This is a genomic window from Streptomyces sp. NPDC029164 (assembly GCF_055563995.1).
This window is the reverse complement of record NZ_JBVHWW010000028.1, coordinates 1-22,767: the sequence shown is the minus strand read 5'-3', so window position 1 is coordinate 22,767 and position 22,767 is coordinate 1. Positions and strand designations below refer to the sequence as shown.

Genomic DNA, 22,767 nt, shown 5'->3' with positions numbered 1-22,767 from the left:
CCGGTAGTTGTGGTCAGGGAGGAAGCTCGTCGTGAGCAGCAGGCCATCCCGAGGCGCTGCTCGCCTCGCAGCAATACTCGACGCTCTTCCGGACGCGCTGTTGCTCGTCAACGCCAACGGCACGGTCGTCAACGCCAATTCGATCGCTCTCGAGGTCATGGAGAGCCCCGGCACGGGACTCGTCGGCCGCGGCGTGCTCGACCTCCTGCCCGAGTTCGACTCCAAGCTGATCCCCGGCTCCATGCGCCGGCCCGGCGAGGACGAAGGCGGCCGCGCCAAGCCCAAGCGGATGATCGCGCGCCGCACCGACGGCTCCGAGTTCCCCGTCGAGATCACCAGCGCCCATCTCGACGGCCGCGACGCCTACCGAGAGCCGCAACCCTCGTACACCGGTGACGAGCTGCTGATGCTCGTGGTCCGGGACCTCTCGCAGACCGTGGACACCGAGGCCGAGCTGGCCCGCTCCCAGCGGCAGACCGAGATGATCCTGCGCGCGGCCGCCGAGGGCGTCGTGGGCACCGACACCGACGGCCGGGTGGTCCTGGTCAATCCGGCCGCCGCCCAGATCCTCGGCTACCGCGCCACCGACCTCGGCAACCGCGAACTGCACGGCCTGGTCCAGCACTCCCGCGCCGACGGCTCGCCGTTCCCCTTCGAGGAGTCCCCGCTCGCCGACACCCTGCGCAGCGGGCGCAAGCACCGCGTACGCGGACAAGTGCTGTGGAACAAGGCCGGGCAGCCGGTCGCCGTCGACCTGACGACCTCTCCCGTACGGGACGGGGAGCAGCTCGTCGGCGCCGTCATGACCTTCACCGACCGGCGGCCCTACGACGCCCTGGCCGCGCGGCACGCCCAGCTGCTGGCCGTCCTCGGCGACTCGCTGCGCGGCCCGCTGGACGAGCTGCGCGGTGAGCTGGCGACCCTGGCCGCCGACGACGCCGGACAGCTGTGGCCCGAGGCCAACCAGCTGCTCCACCACCTGGCCGCCGGGTACTCGCGGATGACCACGCTGGTGGACAACGTGCTCGGCTTCCAGCGCCTGGACTCCGGCGGCGCCCGGCTCGCGAAGAAGAAGGTCCTGATCAACACCGTCGTGGCGGCGGGCGTCGACGGCGCGGTCGAACTGATCGGTCCGGGCCGCGTGCAGTTCGCGGTCCACGCGCCGACCATCGAGGCCGAGGTGGACGGCGCCCGGATCGCGACCGCGCTCGCTCACCTCGTCGCGGACGTCGCCGGGGTGGACGCCACCGGCAAGACCGCCCAGGGCAGCGGGTACGGCGACTCGACGATCGTGGTGGCCGCCGCCCAGCGCGGAGCCGTCGTACGGATCGAGGTGCGCGGGCCGTACGAGGGCGGAAACCCGGTCCACGAGCCGATCGTGCGGGGGATCGTGACCGCGCACGGAGGCGTGCTGCAGACGGTGGAGGTTCCGGGCGCGCCCGGCGGGGCGTACGTGCTGGAGCTCCCGCTCGGCTCGGGTGCCGGGACGGTCACGCTTCCGGAGCCCCCGGAGGAGCCGCCGGCCGGTCCGACCACGGACGGTGCCGGGACGTCCGGCGGCGCCGCCCCCGGCAAGGTCTCCGGCGGCCGGCGGGGCCGGCGCGGAGTGGACGCCTTCCTGGACGACGAGGCCACGGGTCCGGCCGCCGCGCCGGCCGGCCAGGGCGGGAGCGCGCTGGCGCTGCCGTCCGGACGGCGGCGGGCGGGCGAGGCGGGCCTTCCCGACGCGGGCCCGGCGCTCGCCCAGTCCCCGGTGAATCCGGCCGGACTCGGTACCGGGCGCAGGCGCGGCCGGGCCGGTGACGGCAGCGGCGAGGCCGACGGCACCGCCGGCCCGGGCGGAGTCCGTGGCCCCGGCGGCACCGGAGGCCAGAGCGGCCCCGAAGGCCAGAGCGGATCCGGTCGGCCCGTGCCCCCGCAGGGCACCGACCTGCCCGCGCTCCCGCCCGTGCCCGCGGTGCCCCCGGTTCCGCTGACCGAGCATCCCGCCGGGCGACGGCGCGCGCTGGGTCCGGCCGGTCCGGCGCAGCCCGGCGGCCCCGTTCCGGCGACCGGGCTCGGGCCGACGCCCGCTCCCGTGCGGCCCATCGCCCCCGAGGGCGGCTTCGCGCTGCCCGCCGGCCCGACTCCGGCCCCCTCCGTTCCGCAGACCCCCGCCATGGCCGGCCCGGCCGCCGCTCCCGCCGAAGGCGACGCCGACACTCCGGCCGGGCGCCGCGGCCGCCGCCCGCTGGGCGCTCCCGGCGGCGAACCCGAAGCCTCCGCCGCGCAGCCCGCCGAGTCCGCGGAGTCCGCCGAGAATCCGACCGGGCGGCGCCGAGCGCTGCCCGGCACCCCGGCCTGGCCGGTTCCGGCGGCCCGTACCGCTTCCGAGGACGACGAGGCCTCCGGCCCGGCCACCGTGCCCGGAGCGCGCCGGCCGCAGGACACCCCGGCGGAGGGGCAGGCCGCCCAGCCGATCAGCGTGCGCGCCCTCGGCACCCTCGGACAGGGCATCTCCGTGGACCCCAACGCCACCGGCGCCGGGACTGGTGGCTTCGGATCCGGCCGCCGGCGCCGGCTCGCCGAGCCCGCCCCGCAGGGCCGGGCATTCGCCATAGGAGCCCCCGAGGCGGGCTCCGACGAGGGGCCCGAGCCGCTCGACGGTCCGGGCGGCGCCGTCGAGGTGGTCAACCGGCCCGTCCCTCAGCCCGTGGACGACGAGCTCCCGCCGGAGCCCCTGGACAACCCGCGCCGGCTCCTGGTGTGGCCCGCGCCCGATGTGCAGACGCAGCAGGCGCTCAGCGACCGCGGCTACCGTCCGGTGATCGTGCACTCCCGCGAGGAGGTGGACGCGCAGATCGCCGCGTTCCCCGCCGCGCTGTTCGTCGACCCGCTGACCGGGCCGATCACCCGGACCGCCCTGCAGTCGCTGCGCCAGGCCGCGGTGGCCGCCGAGGTGCCCGTACTGGTCACGGCCGGGCTGGGGCACGCCACGCGCGAAGCGGCGTACGGCGCCGATCCTGCCGTCCTGCTCAAGGCGCTGGCACCGCGCGACAGCGAGCAGCACCCCTCCCGGGTGCTGCTGATCGAGGAGCACGACGAGATCGCGACCGCGCTGACCGCGGCCCTGGAGCGGCGCGGCATGCAGGTCGCCCGGGCGGGCGCCGACACCGACGCCGTGGAGCTCGCGACCCGGATGCGGCCCAACCTGGTGGTCATGGACCTGATGCAGGTGCGCCGCCGCCGGGCCGGGATCGTGGACTGGCTGCGCGCCAACGGGCAGCTGAACCGCACCCCGCTGGTCGTCTACACGACGACGGGCATCGACCCGGCGGACCTGCCGCGGCTGGGTTCCGGCGAGAGTGTGCTCTTCCTCGCCGAGCGGGCCACCACGGCGGACGTACAGGGCCGCATCGTGGACCTGCTGGCCAAGATCGGCACCAACTAGTAATCCTGGCCCGATGGCCATCACCAACACGAGCGAGCACACCGTCCCCGCCGACAACGGGGAGGTGAACCTGCTCATCGCGCGCCAGGTGGACCCGGGGCACGAGGAGACCTTCGAGGCCTGGGCCCACGGGATCCTGGAGACGGCCGCCGGCTTCCCGGATCACCTCGGGTACGGGCTCTTCCGCCCGGCGACGGAGGGCGGGCCGTGGTTCCTGGTCCACCGCTTCCGCAACCAGGCGGCGTTCCAGCGCTGGCAGGACTCCCCGGAGCGGGCGCAGTGGTTCTCCAACTGCCTCGGCCACCACCACACGGAGATAGCCCGCCGGGAACTGCACGGCATGGAGACGTGGTCGCCAAGCCGGGTACGACCCGGCCCGCGCCGCCGCGGTGGAAGATGGCGATCAGCTCGGGGCTGGCCATCTTCCCGATCTCGCTCGTCGGCAACGCGGTGCTCGGGCCGTACCTGGTGGATCTGCACTTCGTGCTGCGGACGGCGGCCTTCGCCGTCGTCTTCAGCACCCTGATGACCTACGTGGCCATGCCGGCCGTCAGCAAGCTGCTGCGGCCGTGGCTCACCCGGGGTTAGCCGGCGGTGCAGCGTCAGTCGAGCTTGGTGACTTTCAGCGCGCCGTCCGCGTACTGCTGGCGGATCACCTTCTTGTCGAACTTGCCGACACTGGTCTTCGGCACGGCCTCGATGACCGTCCAGCGCTCCGGCAGCTGCCACTTGGCGATGGACTGCGAGAGGAACTCGCGCAGTCCCGTGTAGTTCACGGTCGCGCCCTCCCTGAGGACGACGGTGGCCAGCGGACGCTCGCCCCACTTCTCGTCCGGGACGGCGACGACGGCGGCCTCGGCGACCTCGGGGTGGGCCATGAGCGCGTTCTCCAGCTCCACGCTGGAGATCCACTCGCCACCTGACTTGATGACGTCCTTGGCGCGGTCGGTGAGGGTGAGGAAGCCGTCGGGGCTGATGACGCCGACGTCCCCGGTCTTGAGCCAGCCGTCGGCGCTGAACTTGTCCTCGGGCCGGAAGGGTTCGCCGGACGCGCCGCCGTAGTAGGAGCTCGCGATCCAGTTGCCGCGCACCTCCAGCTCGCCCGCCGAGGCTCCGTCCCAGGGCAGGAAGTCGCCGCCGGGACCGACCAGGCGGGCCTCGACGCCTGCGGGGAAGCGGCCCTGGGTGATCCGGTAGGGCCACTCCTCCTCGGCGGTCAGTCCGGCCGGGGGGTGCGCCATCGTGCCCAGCGGGGAGGTCTCGGTCATGCCCCAGGCGTGGCAGACGCGGACGCCGATCTTGTCGTAGGCCTCCATCAGGGACGGCGGACAGGCCGAGCCGCCGATGGTGACGTGCTTCATCGAGGTCAGGTCGCGCGGGTTGGCGGTGACCTCGGCCAGCAGACCCTGCCAGATGGTCGGGACGGCCGCGGCGTGCGAGGGCTTCTCCCGCTCGATCATCTCGGCGAGCGGCGCGGGCTGCAGGAAGCGGTCCGGCATCAGCATGTTGACGCCGGTCATGAAGGTGGCGTGCGGCAGCCCCCACGCGTTCACGTGGAACTGCGGGACCACGACGAGGGTGGTGTCCCGGTCGGTCAGCCCCATCGACTCGGTCATGTTGACCTGCATGGAGTGCAGGTAGAGCGAACGGTGCGAGAAGACGACGCCCTTGGGGTCCCCGGTGGTGCCGGAGGTGTAGCACATGGCCGCGGCCTGGCGCTCGTCCAGCTCGGGCCAGTCGTAGCTGTCGGGCCGGCCCTCCAGCAGCTCCTCGTACTCGTGCACGCGCACGTTCAGACCGTCGAGCGCGGAGCGGTCGCCGACACCGGAGACCACCACGTGCTCGATGGTCGGCAGGTGCGGCAGCAACGGCGCGAGCAGCGGCAGCAGGGTGCCGTTGACCAGCACGACCCGGTCTGCGGCGTGGTTGACGATGAAGACCAGCTGCTCGGGAGGGAGCCGCAGGTTGAGCGTGTGCAGAACGGCGCCCATGGAAGGGATCGCGAAGTACGCCTCGACGTGCTCGGCGTTGTTCCACATGAGCGTCGCGACCCGGTCGTCCTGCTGCACGCCGAGTTCGTCGCGCAGGGCGCTTGCGAGGCGGGTGGCGCGGGTGCCGATCTCGGCGAAGCTGCGGCGGTGCGGCTCAGCCTCCCCGGTCCAGGTGGTGACCTGGGACTTCCCGTGGATCGTCATTCCGTGACGGAGTATGCGGGTGACGAGGAGCGGTACGTCCTGCATGGTGCTGAGCAAAGCGTCCTCCCGATGAGCGCTGCGGCGCTGCGGCGGCTACGGATGCTGCCGATTCTGCGCACATACCGCTCGGCATGTCACTACCCGGGGGTAGAAACCGCGTCGTGTTTCACGTGAAACATTCTTTGGTTTCACGTGAAACACCGCCTGCCTCACCGGACCGGAGTGAGTTCCGGGTCCTCGCGGAGCTTGCCCAACGCACGGGAGACCGCGCTCTTGACCGTGCCGACAGAGACGCCCAGCAGCTCCGCGGTCTGCACCTCGCTCAGGTCCTCGTAGTAACGCAGGACGACCATGGCCCGCTGCCGGTCCGGCAGCCGGGTCACGGCGCGCCACATCGCGTCGCGCAGGGCCTGCGCCTCCGCGGGATCGGAGGCCGGCACCTCCTCGGTCTCCGGGAGCTCGTCGCAGACTAACTCGTCGACCTTGCGCTTGCGCCACTGGGAGGTACGGGTGTTGACCAGGGTCCGCCGGACGTAGCCGTCCAGGGCCCGGTGGTCCTCGATGCGGTCCCAGGCCACGTACGTCTTGGCCAGGGCCGTCTGGAGCAGGTCCTCCGCATCGCACGGGTTGGCGGTGAGGGAGCGCGCGGTGCGCATCAGGACCGTGCCGCGGGTCCGGACGTACGCCGAGAACGACGGGTACGGCGTCGGGTTCGAGGCGAGCGTGCACACAGGCGTGGTCATGTCTCCACGCTAGGAGCGCCCGCCCGCCCTGGGATCGGCCGCAGGTGCCGATGAAGGATCCATCTCAGGTTGTAGGAGTAGGGCGAGCCCTACCCCCTGAAGGTGGAGGGGGTAGGGGCCCAGAGGACCGGGTCTCAGCCGTCGGCGCCGAGGATCAGCCCCGAGGTCGGCACCCCGGTCCCGGCCGTGACGAGGGCGTGGGCCGCCCCCGCGACCTGATTGACGGCGGTGCCGCGCAGCTGGCGGACGGCCTCGGCGATGCCGTTCATCCCGTGGAGGTACGCCTCCCCGAGCTGGCCGCCGTGGGTGTTGATCGGCAGCGCGTCCGCGGCGACGAAATCGGCGGCCTCGCCGGGCTTGCAGAAGCCGAACTCCTCCAACTGCATCAGCACGAAGGGGGTGAAGTGGTCGTAGAGGATGCCCACGTCGATGTCCGAGGGCCGCAGTCCGCTGGTCCGCCACAGCTGGCGCGCGACCACGTCCATCTCCGGCAGCCCGGTGAGGTCGTCACGGTAGAAGGAGGTCATGGCCTCCTGGCGACGTCCGGCTCCCTGCGCGGCCGCGGTGATCACGGCGGGCGCGTGCCGCAGGTCCCGGGCCCGCTCGGCCGTGGTGACGACGAGGGCCTGGCCGCCGTCGGTCTCCTGGCAGCAGTCCAGCAGCCGCAACGGCTCCACGATCCAGCGCGAGGCGGCGTGGTCGGCCAGGGTGATGGGCTGGCCGTGGAAGTAGGCGGCCGGGTTGGTCGCGGCGTGCCGGCGGTCGGTGACCGCGACGTGCCCGAAGGCGTCGGGCGTGAGCTGGTAGGTGTGCAGGTAGCGCTGGGCGGTCATGGCCACCCAGGAGGCGGGGGTCAGCAGCCCCCAGGGCAGCGACCAGCCGAGGGCCGCCCCCTCCGCCGAGGGCTCCCGCTGCTGGACGCCGGATCCGAAGCGGCGCCCGGAGCGCTCGTTGAAGGCGCGGTAGCAGACCACGACCTCCGCGACCCCGGTGGCGACGGCGAGGGCGGCCTGCTGGACGGTGGCACAGGCCGCGCCGCCGCCGTAGTGGATGCGGGAGAAGAAGGACAGGTCCCCGATGCCGGCCGCCTGCGCGACGGTGATCTCGGGGTTGCTGTCCATCGTGAAGGTGACCATGCCGTCGACGTCGGCGGGGGTGAGACCGGCGTCGTCGAGGGCGGCGTGCACGGCCTCGACGGCCAGCTTGAGCTCACTGCGGCCCGAGTTCTTGGAGAACTCGGTCGCGCCGATGCCGGCGATGGCGGCCCGGCCGCCGAGCTCGTCCCGGGTGCGGACGCTCATGCCGGCACCTCCGCGGTGACCGTCCCCGACACGTGGTGGCCGATGCCGTTGGCACCGACGACACGGATCTCGACGGTGTTCCCGGACACGGCGGTGACCGTCCCGGTGAGGGTCATCGTGTCGCCCGGGTAGTTGGGGGCGCCGAGGCGGATGGCCACCTTGCGCAGGACGGCGTGCGGCCCCAGGTGGTCGGTGATGTACCGGCCGACCAGGCCGTTCGTGGTCAGGATGTTCATGAAGATGTCCGGGGAGCCCTTCTCCTGCGCGAGCGCCGCGTCATGGTGCACGTCCTGGTAGTCGCGGGAGGCGATCGCGCCCGCGACGATCAGCGTGCGGGTGACCGGGATCTCCAGCGGCGGCAGCGTGTCGCCGATGTTCATGCGTGTTCTCCCTCGGCTGTCGAAGCGATCGAGGCTCCCAGTTCGGCCAGCAGCTCGCTGCCGCAGCCCAGGTAGGCGTCCAGCTGTCGCCCCCACAGGAAGTGCCGGTGGACGGGATGGTCCAGGTCGGCGCCCATGCCGCCGTGCAGGTGCTGGCCCGCGTGCACGACCCGCTTTCCCGCCTCCGAGGCCCACCAGGCCGCCGTCAGCGCGTGCTCACGGGCCGGCAGGCCCTGGTCGATGCGCCAGGCCGCCTCGTACGTGGTCACCCGGATCGCCTCGGTGTCCATGTAGGCGTCGGCCGCGCGGAGCATCACCCCCTGGTTGGTGGAGAGCGGCCGGCCGAACTGCTCACGGGTGGAGGTGTGTTCCACGGCCCGGGCGAGCGAGCCCGCGCAGACGCCCGCCTGGAGCCCGGCGAAGGCGGTCCGGGCGGCGGCGAGCGTGTCCTCGTAGGCGCCGTCGCTCCCGATGCGTTCGGCCTCGGCACCGGTCACGGTCAGCCGGCCCGCGGACCAGGGGGCGGTGGTCTCCACCGGTGCCGTCTCCACTCCGGGCGCGTCGGTCCGTACGAGCCACAGCGCCCGGTCCGCGTCAGGGACCAGGACGTGCGTGGCGTCGCGCAGCCAGGGCACGGCAGGGGCGGTACCGGTGAGGCGGCAGTCGGAGGAGGCGGTGATCCGGCCGTGTGCCGGGAAGGCTCCGGTGGCGACGGCCTCGCCCGTGCCGAGGGCGGGCAGCAGCCGGGCGCGCTGCTCGGGGCTGCCGTGCGCGGCCACGGGGAGGATCCCGTACGCGCAGGTGGCGGCGTACGGGACCTGCGCGGTGGTGCGGCCCTGTTCCTCCAGGAGGAGGACCAGTCCGAGCAGGCCGATCTCCTCGACGGCGGCGGTCAGTCCCGCCGTGGTGAGGGCCTTCCACAGTTCGGCGTCGCTGCCGGTGCCGGCGGCGGCGAGGCGTTCGTGGGTGGCGAGATCGGCGAAGATCCGGGCGGCGAGACCGGCCGCGGCGGCCTGTTCCTCGGTGGGGTGGAAGTCCATCAGCCCTCACTCCCGCGGAAGACGGGGAGTTCGAGGTCGTCGTCGACGCGCAGGAACTCCAGCTGGACGGGCAGGCCGATGCGCACCTTGTCGTGCGGCACGCCGGTGATGTTGCCGATCATCCGGACTCCCTCGGCGAGCTCGACGAGTGCGACCGCGTAGGGCGGGTCGAACGCCGGGAAGGGCGGGTGGTGCATCACGACGTAGCTGAAGACCGTGCCGGCTCCGGAGGCCTCGACGGTGTCCCAGTCGGGGCCGGCGCAGGCGTTGCAGCCGGGCAGCCACGGGAAGCGGAGGGTGGCGCAGGAGGTGCAGCGCTGGATCAGCAGCTTGTGGTCGCGCACGCCGTCCCAGAAACCCTGGTTGTCGCGGTTGACCACCGGGCGGGGGCGCCGGGCCTCGGGCTTCTTCTCCCGCTTGGCCGCGGGGGCGTACTTGAGGATCCGGAAGCGGTGGGTGCCGGCCGGTTCCCCGTCCGCCCGGACGTCCATGCGGGTGGTCACGAAGTGGCCGGTGCCCAGCTTGGTCGTCTTGCGGGGCGACACGGACTCGATGACGGCATCGAAGGTGATCGCGTCACCGGGGCGCAGGGGGCGGAGGTACTCCTGATCGCAGTCGGTGGCGACCACGGAGGTGAAGCCGGCGCCGTCGAGGAGGGTGAACAGTTCGTCGTAGGCGGAGGAGCGGTCGGAGTGGCCGGAGAGACCGCCCATCGTCCACGCCTGGAGCATGGTGGGCGGAGCGATGGCGTCCGGCCCCGTGTAGGCGGGGTTGGCGTCGCCCATCGCCTCGCACCAGTGGCGGATCATGGGCTGGTTGACCGCGTCCTTGCCCCGGCCCGCGGTGGCGGCCGGCTGTCCCTCGAAGGCCGCGAGCAGTGCGTGGAACCGGGCTGCCTCCTCGGCCGTGCCGGTGCCGGCATCGGTACCCACGCCGGCGGCGATGGCGGTGCCGTTGCCGTTGCCGCAGCCGGTTCCCGTGCCCGCGCCCGTGGCGTCCGCGGTCATCGCTTCCTCCCCTTCATGCCGAGCCGCATCATGGCGACGATCTCCCGCTGGACCTCGCTGACCCCGCCGCCGAAGGTGTTGATCTGGGCGGCCCGGTTCATCCGCTCCAGCTCGCCGCCCGCGAAGACGCCGGGCCCCGGCCCGCGGATCAGTGCCTCCTCGCCCACCACTTCCTGGCACATCCGGTACACCTCGACGGTGGACTCGGTGCCGAGGAACTTCACGCCGCTGGCATCGCCGGGAGCCAGGCTGCCGCCGCCCACGTCCTGGACGAGGCGCCAGTTGAGGAGGCGTACGGCGGCCAGTCGCGCATGGGCCTCGGCCAGGCGGGCCTGCACCCAGGGGAGGTCGGCGGGGCGGTCGCCGGTGACCGGGTCGGGGGTGCGGGCACGGCTGAGGGCGTACCCGTAGAAGTCCTCCGCCTGCATGCCGATGGCGGCGAGGGCCACGCGCTCGTGGTTGAGCTGGTTGGTGATCAGGCCCCAGCCGCCGTGCTCGGGGCCGACGAGGTTGCCGGCGGGCACGCGGACGGAGTCGTAGTACGTGGCGCTGGTCGTGAGGCCGCCGACGGTCTCGATCGGGGTCCACGAGAAGCCGGGGTCGTCGGTGGGCACCAGGATGATCGAGATGCCCTTGTGTTTGGGGGCCTCGGGGTCGGTGCGGCAGGCGAGCCAGATCCAGTCCGCGTTCTGGGCGTTGGACGTGAAGATCTTCTGCCCGTCGATCAGCCAGTCCGCCCCGTCGCGGACCGCTCGGGTGCGCAGGGAGGCGAGGTCGGTGCCCGCCTCGGGTTCGGAGTAGCCGATGGCGAAGACGAGGTCGCCGGCGAGGATCCGGGGCAGGAAGTAGTCCTTCTGCTCCTGGGTCCCGTACTTCATCAGGGTCGGGCCCACGGTGTTGAGCGTGACCATGGAGACGGGGGCGCCGGCCCGGTAGGCCTCGTCGAAGAAGACGAACTGCTCGTCGGCGCCGCGGCCTTGGCCGCCGTACTCGACGGGCCAGCCGAGGCCGAGCAGCCCCTCGGCGCCGATGCGGCGTAGCAGTTCGCGCTGGCGGGCCGGGCCCTCGGGGACTCCGTCCGGCAGCAGGTTCTGGAAGTACTCCCGCAGTTCGGCGCGGAGCCGCAACTGGCCTTCGGTCGGGGCGAGGTGCACGGCGCTGGCCTCCCGGCATCACATCATCGAGGAAACCTGACTGTCCGTCAGATTCACCCCTGGTGTCAAGGTCGGGAAAGGAGGCGGGAGCGGAGGACTCCCCTCGGGCCGGGGCGGCGGGCATGCGCGAGGGCGCCTGCGCTACCGGACCCCAGCCGGTCCGGTCGCACAGACGCCCTCAAGAATCGGAGCGGCTCAGGCCGCATTTACCACCAGGGGTGAAAGTTGACCGCCACGTTCGGGTTGGCCTGGTGGATCGCCGTGAAGGCCGAGCCGTTGACCTGCGCGGTGTTGTTCTGGTTGGAGGCGCCGGCACCGGTGGCCACCTGCTGCGAGGTGGACGAGTTGCCGGCGTTGGTTCCGCCCACGCCGCTGCCGATGATGCTGGCGACGCTCGCATTCGATCCGTCGTTCGCGAAGGAGCCGTTGTCGGCCGATGCCACCCCGCCGAAAACTGCGACGGCGAGGGGGAGAGCGGCGACGGCGGCGATGACGCGGGCGGTACGGATGCTTGCCATGTCTTTATCCTCCAGAAAACCGAAGTGGGACTTACTCCAAGGCAGTTGGCCGACCGCCTCGGTCGTTCGTGTGGTGACGACGTCGCGAGACCAGAGTTGCCCACCGAATCCCCGGCGAACCACCCCGGAGCCCCCGATTCCCCCGCAAGTATGACCAACATCGGATAAACCTCATTCGCGCCCCCGAAGGCCCAGGTCAGCCCCCTGGGACCGGCTGCGGCCCGCGGCGCACAAGGGAGGAAGCGTTCCGCCAGACCGACCGGTCCGGGACATGCCGAAAAGGGCCGCGCCGTCCGGGAACCCCACCGTCTCCCGGGCCTGCGGCCCTGCAATGCCAAGCTCCACGCCCCCTGCACCCCCGGCGCACGCCGGGGTGTTCCATCCGTGCCCCGCTCCGGGGGCACCACGCGGCGCGATCCACGGTCGCTACGACCGGGCTCCAGCGCCGTACAACTACGCCTGCGGCTAAGACGACAGATCCGACTACGAGTACGGCTTCGACTACGGCTACGGCTACGGCGTCACGCGGCCAGCGCGAGCGCTCCTCGGGCGGGGGCCACGGAGGCTCCGACTGCGGCTCGGGCGCGCGCTCCGACAGGGGATGCGACGGAGCTCAGGAGCGGAGCGGCGGCTCCCGGTCCGGCACCCATGGCGGCCGCGGTGGTCGACCGGCGGACGGAGGGGGTCTTGCCGTGAGCCTCGGCGCGGATCCGCTGCTTGATGGTCGGCGGCAGCGAGCCGCCCCGCATCATCGCCCGCCAGGTCCGCCGCGCCGCGACAGCCGGACGGGCGACGGGGACCATGGCCGCGGCCGCCGGGGCCGGGACATCGGCGGCCGGCGCGGCGGCCAGAGCCGCCTTCCCGCCGAGACCGAGGGAGGAGAGGAAGGCCATCAGGACGGTGAGGAGGGAGGTCCAGATCGACGAGAGGACGCTGCGGTGAGCCATGACGGGGTGCCTCGATTCGCGATGTTCCGACGGGCGGATCTGCATACATTCGTCATGATGTGTTCGCAACCGCACCGCCCCCACCTTCCGCGCCGATGTTCCGACAAACACCACCCGGAAAGACGTATGAACGCGAAAGCAGACCCCGGCAGAGAACAATCCGGGCAGGGGGACAGACATACACGGGCAGCGAGTGGGTGCCGTCTGGTCGGTGATGCGCACCCCGGCAAGCCTCCACGGCGACGAGGGCGTCCGCCTGCTCCCGATGGCCGGCTGCGCCAGAAGGGTCGGTCAAGGCTTTCCGCTGGGCACGATCGCCCCCCATGGCGAAGCAACCAAGGGCCGCCACCGGATCGGTGGCACCACCTCTGAGCCGGGCCTTTGCCCGGCTGCGGCGGTGGGTGCGGCCCAAAGCGAGGCCGCCCCGGCAGCATCCGCTACCGCGTCATGGTGCGCAGTGGCCCCGGCGTGCTTGCCGTGCACGGCTCTGACCAGGTACGCACGGCCGAGAGGATGAGTAGGCGTACTCAGGTGGCGGTCCTCGGCAGCTTCGAGACTGGGCGCAGGTCGAACGAAGCGGAACGGAACGGGGAACGTCATGGTGCGGCGCTGGTCGAAGCCTGAGATGTGGGTGCCGGGCGGATACCTGGCGCTGGTGGTCGCGATGCTGGTCTACGTCGCGGTCGTCAGCCGGACCGGGGACATCGGGTTCTTCGGAGTCTGGCCGATCCTTGCCACCGCGCCGGTCAGCCTCCTGCTGCTGAGCACCTTCGGACCCGCGGCGGACGCCCCGGACGAGTCGGCCCCGGTCGACGGGCCCATCTACGAAGGCTCGCAGCCTCCTCCGGAGCCTCCGCCCATGGAGTTCCTGCCGGAATCCGCCCCGCGCCCCTCCGACTGGGTGGCACCGGACACATCCATCGACAGCAAGCTCGACATGTGGTCCGAATTCGGCTTCTACGGCGCGGTCCTGGTCAGCGCCCTGGTCAACGCCGCGGCGATCTGGGCCCTGCTCCGCTACGTGGCGCGGCGGCGCGACGCCAGGAGTGCGCAGGTCTAGCACCGTGAGAGAGGGCGGGCACCCGGTTCGGGTACTCGCCCTCTGACCTGCTGCTTCTCTGACCTGGCGGTGGGTGTGGGATTTGAACCCACGGTGACATCGCTGCCACGACGGTTTTCAAGAGAGTGCTGCGGTCAGCGCCTCCACCGTGGCCGACCTGCTGGTTCCCCACCCTCGCACGCTTGCTCAGCCTGTGGCGGTCCACACCTGGTCCACGCCGCCGGGCTGAGTGTCCGCGCCCCACCGTGGGTCCCGACTGCATCATGTCTGAGGAACGCCAGCCTCAACTACCCGACAGTGCAGCAGCCTCTGGGGACGTAGGTCCGGCCGGCTGCTGCGAACGCCACCCGAGGGCCGTTCGGTGCTGGCAGTCACGACGCCTTCGGATTCTCCGCAGCAGTGAGGGCGGCGGGGGCGAGCACCCACAGCAGGGCTCGGCCGGTCAGTGGCGTCGTGGCGATCAGGGCCACGTAGATCTCAGCAATCGATCCGTCACTGGTGAAGACGTTGAGGTTGCTGAACAGACGTGAGAGCAGGTAGATGACAGCGTCCACGATGACCCACGAGGCCAGGTTCGCCCCGATCCACCAGGCCCAGCGCCGGGTGACCTTGCGCAGCACGAGCGACTGGGACAGGCCGAGCAGAGGGCCGAGCGCCAGGCTCTGGCTGGCGGCCAGCAGGTAGGCCGTCGACACGTTGGCATCGGAGTTCTGTGCGCTGATCACCGCGGGCATGATGACCAGGAGCCATGCCAGCAGGGCCGGTCCGATGTTGGCGGTGATCCACACCTTGCGGGGGATGGGCACCCGCTGGCGGACGACGAGCCATTGCAGGGCTCCCAGCACGCCTCCGAAGAGCGCCGCCCCGACGGTCGCGATCAGAAGTGCGATCAGGACATGGTGGCTGGCCAGGTCAAGGTGGAGAACCTCATCGTCCAGAACGATCAGCACAAACCCGGTGGTCAGAACGACGATGAAGGCGATCGTGTTGTACGCGATCCACTTCCAATACAGGCGAGCGTTCCATCCGCTCGACCGGGTTGTCTCACGGCGGGAACCCGAAGCGGTCATCACCCAACCTCAGCTCCCGGCCTCGGCCGTGACGCGGGGCGTCGGCCCAAGGCCCTCGTACTGCGGTCCACCCGGTGCGGCGGACCGCGACGACACCTCTCCGGTTCTCTGCCTACAGCTTGGCCACCTCGTGGGTCTGCGGCGTTCCGCCCAGCTCCTTCAGCTTGTCTTCCACCTCAGCGGCTTCGAAGTCCCAGGCGAGCACGCCGACCGCTGCGCGGCCCGCGTCGAGCTGGTCGGTGATCTTCGCGGCGTCCTCTTCGGTGATCTTGAGGCCCTTGTGGAAGAAGTGGCCGATGACTCCGCCTCCGACGAGACCGCCGGCCGCGCTTCCGGCCAGGGAGAGGCCGCCTGTCGGGATGGCGGCGACGACGCCCAGGGCGACGCCGATCCCCATGCCCTTCTTCCCGGCCCGCTTTCCGAGTTTGTGTTCCTTGACCTTGCCGTTCTGGTCGTTGACGAGCACGCCGACGCCGTCGACCTTCATGTACTCGGTGGCGTTGTCCCAGTTCTTGAAGACCTTGGCCGCCTCGTCGGCGAGGTCCTCGTTGGGGAAGAACGCGAGGACCAGCTGCTGCTTGTCTCCGGCGCGGTCTTCGCGGTCCTTGCGGGGGGTGATGGCTTCTTCTCTGCTGATTCCGTGGCGTTCGAGGTAGGCGAACACCTTTTCGGCGCCGTCGGAGTTTCCGTCCTTCTCGGACTTGAGCCAGTCCCGTAGCGCGGGCTCGTGCACCATCAGGTTGTCGGCGAATTCCTTCAGCTCGGGAGACTTGGCGTGCTTGGCCAGCTCCATGTACAGCTTGTCGGCCGCCGGAGTCTCCCTCATCGCTTCGTTCACCAGGTGCTCGAACGAGTGCTTCTCCACCATCTCGGCACCCTCACGGCCCAGCTTCTCGGCCTGCTCCAGGCTGACGCTGACGCCGGCGGCGTGGCCGAACTCCTCGGCCTGGTGGACGTTGAGCCACTCCATCGTCGCGACCGCGTTCGCGAGGTCGGCGTACTCGGGTTGCTTCTTGGCCAGCGCCTCGAACATGGCGGCACCGAAGATCTCCCCCTCCCAGGCGATCTTCAGCATGGCCTGCTCTGTGTGACCGCCAACGAGCCTGTGCTTCTCCACAAACGTCATGACACCAACCTCCGAACTCAGACCTGGACTCTTACTTTCATCGGCGTCACCCTGACCATTCGTGAGGGGCACAGCCGTACCGTCTGCGGCGATCGACCGGTTCGCTCACCGAGCAAGCGGAGGCCGCATGACCCACAAGCCCCCGAAACCACGTCCTTGGGATGTGGGCTGTCGGCGGCGGCCCCGACGCGGGGACTCATGGGTGCAGTCGTTTACTCCGACCTTACGGAAGAATGCAAAGAGTGCACCTTTTGTCCTACTCTCTCCCTTGCTGAGTCTAGAGGCCCGGGGGGTGGGGGATCGAGACCCAGCGCCAGCACAATGGCGAGGACCGTAGGTCGCCCCCATATCTCGTCACCGTGACGTTAATTTGTCTGAACCCGGATGTGTTTCGGGGTGTCTCTGCGATGCTGAAGGTCGATCGAGAGGGGCCGCAGAGATGCAGTGGAAGATCCACGGGGAACGTCCGATCTACGAGAACCCATGGGTGAACTTGTGGCTCACCGACGTCGAGACACCGGACGGGCACCGCTGGGAACACCACGTCGTCAAGCTCCGCCACCTTGCCGTGGCCGCGGTCGTCAACGACCGCCAAGAGGTTCTGATGATGTGGCGCCACCGCTTCATCACGGACGCATGGGCCTGGGAGCTGCCCATGGGGCTCGTTGAGGCGGACGAGACGCCGACCGAGGCTGCCGCCCGTGAAGTCCTCGAAGAAACCGGATGGCGCCCGGGTCCGATGAAGCCGCTTGTCTACGCCGAACCGGCCAACGGCATCACCGACTCCCAGCACCACCTGTTCCGCGCCGACGGCGCGACGTACGACGGGCCGCCGACCGAGAAGAACGAGTCGGACCGGATCGAGTGGATCCCGCTGGCGAACATCCGGGGCATGATCGACCGCCGTGAGATCGTCAGCAGCGGCTCCCTGGTCGGCCTCCTTTACGTCCTGATGGACGAAGGGGTTCGCTGACCCGGCGGAGGAAGCATCGCTCGTAGACGTGCCTCGAAGGCAACCGCGGCCGGCACCTCGCGATGGGGCGCAAGCTGTTCGTAGAACTCGCGAAGGTGCCCGGCCACCCGCTCGGACGTCACTGCTGCAGCTGGCACCAGAGCCTCTATAGCCGTATGGCACGCCTGGTCGAGCTTGCCCCGCTGGAGCTGTGTGCGGGCCAGCCAGAAGGCATGGAACGCCCGGCCCCGCTGATTCGCTGGGTCCTCCCGCTCCAGCGCATCCGCGATCAGCGGTTCGGCAATCGCCACCTCGCCGAGGCGGCCGTGCGCAATGCCGGTGTCCACGATGAGCTTCGGCTCATCGAAGTACGTCACCCATGCCGGGTCCGGGTCGCCCTCGTGGATGCGCTCGAACTGACTGTGGGCCTCGGAAATCGCGGTGTGCGTCGCCTTCCGATCCCCCAGGATCGCGTGGGCGAAGGCTTCGCGCATGGCCAGCATCGATCGGACCCTCGGCGTCGTCCCGCTGGCGGCACGGGCCTGGTCCTGGGCGGCCGACACGAGGGCGAGGGCGTCGGCCGGCTTGTCCTGGTAGGTGGCTTGCAGGCTCATGCAGGCCAGCACGTTGGCCATGAAGGGATGGTCGTCAATCTCCCTGGCCAGTTGCAGCGCTTCCGAGAAGTACGCGCGGGCCTGGTGGTACTGCCGGGCGTCGAAGTACGTCCACCCGGTCAGCCGCACCAGCTCCGCCGCGATGCCGTAAAGGCCGTTCTGTATCGGCGTCGGCCGCTGGTCCTTCAGCAGCCCCTCGACGTATCGCAGCTGGCCGACGACGGCCGGTCGAAGGGTCTCCCCTCCGTGCTCGTCGTCGCGGCGCCAGTAGTCCTCGATCGAGGACCGGAGTGCCTGGAGAGTGGAAGGGCTCGGCTTGGCCCCGGCAGCCAAGGCAAGGATGCTGTCCACCTCCACCCCGGGTAAGGCTGCAAGCGCCCTGAGCCCGGCAGGCGGGTGCAACAACTCTGGTGGCTCTCGCTCTGCCACAGCAAGCACGACCGGCGTTTCCCACTCCCGTCGGGCAAGCCCGAGCATGTGCCCCGGGATGCGCAACCCGTCGGCAATCCGCTCGATCACGTCCATGTGGAGAAGCTGCCGCTGGCCCGCGATCACCTCCCCCACCCGGCTCGGCGTCAGCTCACACTGGCGCGCGATCATCGACGGGTAGATGCCTGCGCGAGCCTTGACCAGGCGAAAGACCCTCGCGAAGTCGCGCATGCGGCACGCGTCGATCATCTCGGGATCGGTGAGCAGACTTGCCGGTAGTTCCTTCGTGCGACGTGACTCGGGCATCGGGCACGCTCCGGAGGAAGACTACGGATCGCTTCAAGGTCTCAACCGACCGTGATGTTACCCAAGTTGGGTAATCCGCTGGGCCTTTCTGGGTCGTCGTCTTGATCGCGATGCTTCTGGACATGGCGAAGCGACCGAGGACGACCGCCTTGAACGATTCGGCGGGCACTCCTGACACAAAGCGAACGGCCCTCGAGAAAACCCCTGACCTGGGCATAGAGACCCGCGTCCTGATGAGCATCCGGGTATCGCGGGACTCGGGCCGGACGTGGTCGCCGAGCACGCGAGTCCTCGAAGGCGACTCGTTCGACATCCTCTCCAACCCGGGCCGCTACCCCCCGTGCGAGTGCCCCCGCTGTGGCGGTACGTCGTCGTCGGCCCGTGCCCTTCAGCCGGCATCCATCGCGCCGGGGGCGGCGTAGTGGCCGCCTTCCGACGTTGAAAGCCCCCTTAGAACGGGATTCCCGGGTACGCGGTCGAGCCCCGTGGGGCTGGCGCCAACAGCTCGCCGTGCTCCTCTACGCCGCTGCGGTCATCGTCCTGGTGGTCACCCTGGCCATCGCCGGTGATCCCGGCCGCTGACCGGCAACGGCTTCCGGCACGAATCCCGAGTTCGCTCGATCCGTGGCCTCGCGCCACCCCCCGTCTCCTCACCGGCCCGGAAGCAACAGGGCTGGTGAGGCACGCCCCATCGGGGCTGGGCCGGCACCCGTCGGCCCTGGACTTCCAGGAAATGGAGACACACATGGCAGCACAGAAGGAAGACCTGCTGATCGGCGTCGAGAGCCTGATCAAGGTCCAGGACCGCTTCACCGCTGCGGCGGCCGAGTCCGACTCCACCGGCACCTCCGCGGGCGACGACGGTGAGAACCGCGACGGCCTGAACCTCCCGCAGGAGTAGCACCACCAGCACTCCACAGCACCAACCGGGGGCTCGCCATCCACGGCGGGCCCCCGGCTCTCACTCCCATGACGCAGACCGGAGGAACACGTGGACCACCACTTCGTCACCGCGATGGAGAAAGCCCTCGGCTGGGACGGCCCCAGGGAACTCGGAGCGGCTTTCGCCCGGGGAACGATCGAGGATCTTGATCTGCTCGATCGCCTGCTCAACCCCAAAAAGCTGCTGGACCTGGTGATGCGCCGCAGCGTCACCACCCCCCAGTTCCGCATCTTCCAGGACGGCGCCGAACTGCACCCTGGCCGCTACATCCACCCCTCGGTCACCCGGCGGGGACAGGCCATCCCCATGGCCGACATGCACCGCGTCGGCGCGCTGATGCGCGAGGGCTGCACCATGGTTCTGGACGAGGTCGACTTCTTCGACCCGGCCATGGAAGCCACCTGCCGCGCGCTCCAGTGGTGGGCCCGTGAGCTGGTGCAGGTGAACGCCTACCTGACCACCCAGGACGCCAGCGGCTTCAAGCTCCACTGGGACGACCACGACGTCGTGATCGTCCAGCTCGCCGGCCGCAAGAGCTGGGAAGTCCGCGGTAGTTCGCGCAAGGCTCCGATGTACCGCGACTCCGCCCCCAACTCCGAGCCCAGCGACGAGATCGTGTGGCAGGGCGTCATGGAGCCCGGCGACGTGATGCACATCCCGCGCGGCTTCTGGCACCAGGCCACCCGGGACGACCAGGGCGACGGCTACAGCCTGCATGCCACCTTCGGCATCGTGAAGCGCGTCGGCGTGAACTGGCTGGCCTGGCTCGCCGACCAGGCCCGCACGCAGGAGCTGTTCCGGTACGACCTGGACCGCTGGAACTCCCCCGGCCAGTGGGACGGGCAACAGCGACTCCTGGCCGACGCTGTCGCCGAGATGGCTACGAAGCTGACACCGCAGGACTTCTTCGATGCCCGCGAGCGGGAACGCCTGGCCGCCCGGCACGTCCCGGCCACCGGCCTGTTCGGCAAGCCCGCGGCCGTCGTGTGCGTCACCGACTTCGAGCCCGTGATCGAGCAGCACGCCGACACTGTGGACGTCCTCGCGGCAGGCAAGAAGGTCTCCTTCTCCGGCAAGGCGTGCGCCGCGCTCGCCCTGCTGCTGAGCGGCCACCCCGTCGACATCGCCGACGCCGCCGAGAAGACCGGCCTGGACGTGGAACAGCTCGCCGAAATCCTGCTGAAGGAGGAACTGTGCACGGAGCTGACCCCCGCCTTGTCCTCGGCTTACACCGGTCTCGTCACCACCGTGACATCCTGACGGCCGCACTCGACCTCGGCGTCACTGCCCTGGACACCGCTGCTTCCTACCTCGGCTTCCGCTCGCACGCGGTGCTGGCCGAGACGGCTGCTGATTTGCTGCCGAAGTTCGCCCTGTCCACGAAGGTGGGCTTCTTCCCGGGCGCCGGAAGTGCTGAGCACTCCCTCGATCCGAGCCGGCTGCGGCTGGCCATCGAGAAGGCGGCCCGGGAACTTGGCAGGGAACCTGACACCGTGCTCCTCCACAACCCCGAACGGAGCCTCACGAGCCTGTCCCCGGCCGATGGCCACGCCCTCCTCGGCAGCGCTTGCACCGCCCTGGTCGATGCGGCCCGCGAGGGCCTGTGCCGCACATGGGGTGTGTCTTCCTGGGACACCCGGCCGCTCGGCATGGTCGAGGTCGACGACCTGCCGTCTCCGGACGTCCTCATGGTCCGGGCCGGGTTCCTCGTGGGCATCGACCTCCTCGACACCACGGCCGTCCTGAGCAACGTCTGGCAGGCGGGCGAGACCTGGGGCATGAGCCCCTTCGGGGGTGGCAACGGGAAGGTGTGGGAGGACTTCGACCCCCGCCCGTTCCTCCGACCGCCCCACGATGGCTTGTCCCGGGTGCAGGCGGCATTTCGTACGGCGTTCCACCTGCCGACCGCTGCCGCGGTGACGGTCGGCACCGACGACCCTGCTCACCTGGCCCAGCTGGTCCAGGCCCTGGGCGCGGAGGTCGACACCGCCGCCGTCAGTCAGTACCTGCGCGCCCTCCATGGGCATCGTCAGAGCTGAAGCTCGGCCACCAGGCGCTCGGCCTCCTTGCGGGCCGGCACCAGCAGCGGATCCTCCTCGTACGCGTGGGGTCCGACGATCTTCGACAGGAAGAACAGCGACATCAGCTTGCCGTCCCGGCTCTCCAAGTCCGCACGCCGCTCCTGGTGGACGCGGTCCGCGAGCGCCGGGACGGCCAGCGCATTGCCCCACAGCGTCGCGGCATCCAGGCCCCGGGGCGCCATGCCCCAGTCTTCCCAGTCGATGATGGAGAACTCCGGTCCCATTAGGTTGGCCCAGGTCAGGTCCGCATGAGCCGGCGCCCACCGCTCGATCCGCGTATCGGCAATGCCGGGGAAGACCTCGCCGAGTGTCTGCGTCACCTGCTCCTGGGTGATCGTCACCGTGTCCGGCGTCGCGATCCGCGGCGTCTGCTGGTCCGCGAGAGCGTCCAGCGAGGCATTCAGCGCCGCCCACCACGCATCCGGCAGGCCCGGATCTTCGAGCACCAAGGCGCCCTTGGCGACAGACGGCGAAGCAAGCAGCTCCAGCTCATCCGCACGCCACATCACCGGCTCGCCCGGCTCGCGCCACGCCACGCCCTGGTACCACTCGGGCATCGCGACCCCTTGCAGCACGGCGGCGGCCTCGGTCCCGTTCCAGCCCTGCGGGCCGATCCGCTCGAATCCCCGCCGCTCGATACGCACCCACGTATCCCGCTCCGTTCGGCCACCCAAGGAACGGCGCTTACGTACGAGCGCCTGCCGATCCAATCGCACGTGCAGGGCCCCCTCCACACGCTCCAGCACGTCTTCGACCGGCTGACGGCGCAGGTCCATTCGGGTAGCGACAGGCAGGGAAACAGTCATCATGACCTCCTCGGCGAACGGATGACCGTAGCAGGAGCGGGCTGTCCAACACGACCCGCTCGTCAACGCCCGGTGCATCAACTCCCGCCCCTTCTTTGAGCGTTGCTGAGACGGCGCCCGCCTCACCCACGCGGCCGGCCGGAGCGGCTTTGGCCGGTGTCCTGTTCGGGTTGGGGTCGGGCATGTTCAGGGGGCCGTACGCTGGCCGGCAACTCGGGCAGGCTTTGATCCTGCCCGGAATTTGAACGAGTGGCCCCCTGGACTTGCCCGACTCGGGCCCCGGGCCGAACAGGTGGGTAAAGCCGTGGAGGCCGGCCGCCCCGGCCACATCTGGTTGAAGAGCAATCCGCGGTGACCCGGGCTGGCTTGGCCTGCACCCCCTCCTGCTGGCCGTGCTCGCCGTGGGGCGGCTGGCGGAGTTCTTCGCAGATCTGACTGCCCGCTTCTCGGGCTTTTGCGGCGCGAGCGGGCGGGGGCCGTCGCGGGCGGTGGCGGAGACATGGAGCCAGCGGCGGCCTGGGGCCGCCGCGCCGCGGGGGGGGGGGGGGGGGGGGGGGGGGGGGGGGGGGGGGGAAGGGGGGGGGGGGGGGGGGGGGGGGGAGTGGGGGGGGGGGGGGGGGGGGGGGGGGGGGTGGTGGCCGGTGGAAAGCCGGGAGAAGACGGTC

Annotated in this window: 21 protein-coding genes and 1 pseudogene; 9 read left to right on the top strand and 13 right to left on the bottom strand. The window is 70.7% G+C overall.

Annotated elements, in window-relative coordinates; genetic code table 11:
- Positions 1-31: 31 nt before the first annotated feature.
- The 3 genes and pseudogenes from ACZ4VT_RS25480 (at position 32) to ACZ4VT_RS25470 (ending at position 4,018) form a co-directional block, all read left to right on the top strand.
- Complete coding sequence (locus tag ACZ4VT_RS25480; RefSeq protein ID WP_467952975.1) at positions 32-3,430, top strand: PAS domain-containing protein; 3,399 nt, start codon at positions 32-34, stop codon at positions 3,428-3,430.
- A gap of 13 nt (positions 3,431-3,443) precedes the next feature.
- Positions 3,444-3,653 (top strand): annotated as a pseudogene (locus ACZ4VT_RS25475) (antibiotic biosynthesis monooxygenase); the annotation flags it as partial.
- 125 nt (positions 3,654-3,778) lie between these two features.
- On the top strand, positions 3,779-4,018 hold the full coding sequence (locus tag ACZ4VT_RS25470) for a putative antibiotic biosynthesis monooxygenase (RefSeq protein WP_467953111.1): 240 nt from the start codon (positions 3,779-3,781) through the stop codon (positions 4,016-4,018).
- A 14-nt stretch (positions 4,019-4,032) separates the two neighbouring features.
- On the opposite strand, the gene ACZ4VT_RS25465 is transcribed toward ACZ4VT_RS25470, so the two are convergent.
- The 9 genes from ACZ4VT_RS25465 to ACZ4VT_RS25425 all read right to left on the bottom strand — a co-directional run bounded on the left by ACZ4VT_RS25465 (position 4,033) and on the right by ACZ4VT_RS25425 (position 12,715).
- The gene (locus ACZ4VT_RS25465; RefSeq protein ID WP_467952973.1) at positions 4,033-5,682 is read right to left on the bottom strand and encodes a long-chain fatty acid--CoA ligase; all 1,650 of its coding nucleotides are present in this window, start codon (positions 5,680-5,682) and stop codon (positions 4,033-4,035) included.
- 152 nt (positions 5,683-5,834) lie between these two features.
- Positions 5,835-6,368 carry a SigE family RNA polymerase sigma factor gene (locus ACZ4VT_RS25460; protein ID WP_467952971.1) on the bottom strand — a complete coding sequence of 178 codons (534 nt, stop codon included), beginning with the start codon at positions 6,366-6,368 and terminating at the stop codon, positions 5,835-5,837.
- A 134-nt stretch (positions 6,369-6,502) separates the two neighbouring features.
- Entirely contained in the window at positions 6,503-7,669 is a 1,167-nt protein-coding gene (locus ACZ4VT_RS25455) for a lipid-transfer protein (protein WP_467952969.1), read from the bottom strand.
- Positions 7,666-8,049 carry a MaoC family dehydratase gene (locus ACZ4VT_RS25450; protein ID WP_467952967.1) on the bottom strand — a complete coding sequence of 128 codons (384 nt, stop codon included), beginning with the start codon at positions 8,047-8,049 and terminating at the stop codon, positions 7,666-7,668. The genes ACZ4VT_RS25455 and ACZ4VT_RS25450 overlap by 4 nt, the downstream gene beginning before the upstream one ends.
- Positions 8,046-9,089 (bottom strand): acyl-CoA dehydrogenase family protein, encoded by a 1,044-nt coding sequence (locus tag ACZ4VT_RS25445; RefSeq protein WP_467952966.1) that lies wholly within the window; start codon positions 9,087-9,089, stop codon positions 8,046-8,048. The genes ACZ4VT_RS25450 and ACZ4VT_RS25445 overlap by 4 nt, the downstream gene beginning before the upstream one ends.
- Positions 9,089-10,096: a bifunctional MaoC family dehydratase N-terminal/OB-fold nucleic acid binding domain-containing protein gene (locus ACZ4VT_RS25440; protein WP_467952965.1), complete on the bottom strand. Its 1,008-nt coding sequence runs from the start codon at positions 10,094-10,096 to the stop codon at positions 9,089-9,091. The genes ACZ4VT_RS25445 and ACZ4VT_RS25440 overlap by 1 nt, the downstream gene beginning before the upstream one ends.
- Entirely contained in the window at positions 10,093-11,250 is a 1,158-nt protein-coding gene (locus ACZ4VT_RS25435; RefSeq protein ID WP_467952963.1) for an acyl-CoA dehydrogenase family protein, read from the bottom strand. Before ACZ4VT_RS25435 ends, ACZ4VT_RS25440 begins: the two co-directional genes overlap by 4 nt.
- Positions 11,251-11,456: 206 nt before the next feature.
- Complete coding sequence (locus ACZ4VT_RS25430; RefSeq protein ID WP_467952962.1) at positions 11,457-11,768, bottom strand: hypothetical protein; 312 nt, start codon at positions 11,766-11,768, stop codon at positions 11,457-11,459.
- A 521-nt stretch (positions 11,769-12,289) separates the two neighbouring features.
- Positions 12,290-12,715 (bottom strand): DUF6344 domain-containing protein, encoded by a 426-nt coding sequence (locus tag ACZ4VT_RS25425; RefSeq protein ID WP_467952960.1) that lies wholly within the window; start codon positions 12,713-12,715, stop codon positions 12,290-12,292.
- 598 nt (positions 12,716-13,313) lie between these two features.
- On the opposite strand from ACZ4VT_RS25425, the gene ACZ4VT_RS25420 reads away from it, so the two are divergent.
- Complete coding sequence (locus ACZ4VT_RS25420; protein ID WP_467952958.1) at positions 13,314-13,775, top strand: SCO4225 family membrane protein; 462 nt, start codon at positions 13,314-13,316, stop codon at positions 13,773-13,775.
- Between the two features lie 371 nt (positions 13,776-14,146).
- Here the strand turns inward: ACZ4VT_RS25420 and ACZ4VT_RS25415 are convergent, their stop codons facing one another.
- Together ACZ4VT_RS25415 and ACZ4VT_RS25410 are read right to left on the bottom strand one after the other, a co-directional pair.
- Positions 14,147-14,845 carry a hypothetical protein gene (locus tag ACZ4VT_RS25415; protein WP_467952956.1) on the bottom strand — a complete coding sequence of 233 codons (699 nt, stop codon included), beginning with the start codon at positions 14,843-14,845 and terminating at the stop codon, positions 14,147-14,149.
- Between the two features lie 112 nt (positions 14,846-14,957).
- Complete coding sequence (locus ACZ4VT_RS25410; RefSeq protein ID WP_467952954.1) at positions 14,958-15,971, bottom strand: hypothetical protein; 1,014 nt, start codon at positions 15,969-15,971, stop codon at positions 14,958-14,960.
- A 439-nt stretch (positions 15,972-16,410) separates the two neighbouring features.
- Between ACZ4VT_RS25410 and ACZ4VT_RS25405 the strand changes: the two genes are divergently transcribed.
- On the top strand, positions 16,411-16,944 hold the full coding sequence (locus ACZ4VT_RS25405) for an NUDIX hydrolase (RefSeq protein ID WP_467952953.1): 534 nt from the start codon (positions 16,411-16,413) through the stop codon (positions 16,942-16,944).
- Here the strand turns inward: ACZ4VT_RS25405 and ACZ4VT_RS25400 are convergent.
- Positions 16,914-18,272, bottom strand: a complete 1,359-nt coding sequence (locus ACZ4VT_RS25400) for a hypothetical protein (RefSeq protein ID WP_467952951.1) — start codon at positions 18,270-18,272, stop codon at positions 16,914-16,916. The genes ACZ4VT_RS25405 and ACZ4VT_RS25400 overlap by 31 nt on opposite strands.
- A 438-nt stretch (positions 18,273-18,710) precedes the next feature.
- On the opposite strand from ACZ4VT_RS25400, the gene ACZ4VT_RS25395 reads away from it, so the two are divergent.
- From ACZ4VT_RS25395 to ACZ4VT_RS25380, 4 genes are all read left to right on the top strand, one after another.
- Positions 18,711-18,854, top strand: coding sequence for a hypothetical protein (locus ACZ4VT_RS25395; RefSeq protein WP_467952949.1), 144 nt, complete (start codon positions 18,711-18,713; stop codon positions 18,852-18,854).
- 163 nt (positions 18,855-19,017) lie between these two features.
- Positions 19,018-19,173 carry a hypothetical protein gene (locus tag ACZ4VT_RS25390; RefSeq protein ID WP_157853303.1) on the top strand — a complete coding sequence of 52 codons (156 nt, stop codon included), beginning with the start codon at positions 19,018-19,020 and terminating at the stop codon, positions 19,171-19,173.
- A 90-nt stretch (positions 19,174-19,263) separates the two neighbouring features.
- Positions 19,264-20,475: a JmjC domain-containing protein gene (locus ACZ4VT_RS25385; RefSeq protein ID WP_467952947.1), complete on the top strand. Its 1,212-nt coding sequence runs from the start codon at positions 19,264-19,266 to the stop codon at positions 20,473-20,475.
- Entirely contained in the window at positions 20,409-21,254 is an 846-nt protein-coding gene (locus tag ACZ4VT_RS25380; RefSeq protein ID WP_467952946.1) for an aldo/keto reductase, read from the top strand. Before ACZ4VT_RS25385 ends, ACZ4VT_RS25380 begins: the two co-directional genes overlap by 67 nt.
- Here ACZ4VT_RS25380 and ACZ4VT_RS25375 read toward each other — a convergent pair.
- Complete coding sequence (locus tag ACZ4VT_RS25375) at positions 21,245-22,102, bottom strand: hypothetical protein (protein ID WP_467952944.1); 858 nt, start codon at positions 22,100-22,102, stop codon at positions 21,245-21,247. The two genes, ACZ4VT_RS25380 and ACZ4VT_RS25375, sit on opposite strands and share 10 nt — an antisense overlap.
- Positions 22,103-22,767: the final 665 nt, after the last annotated feature.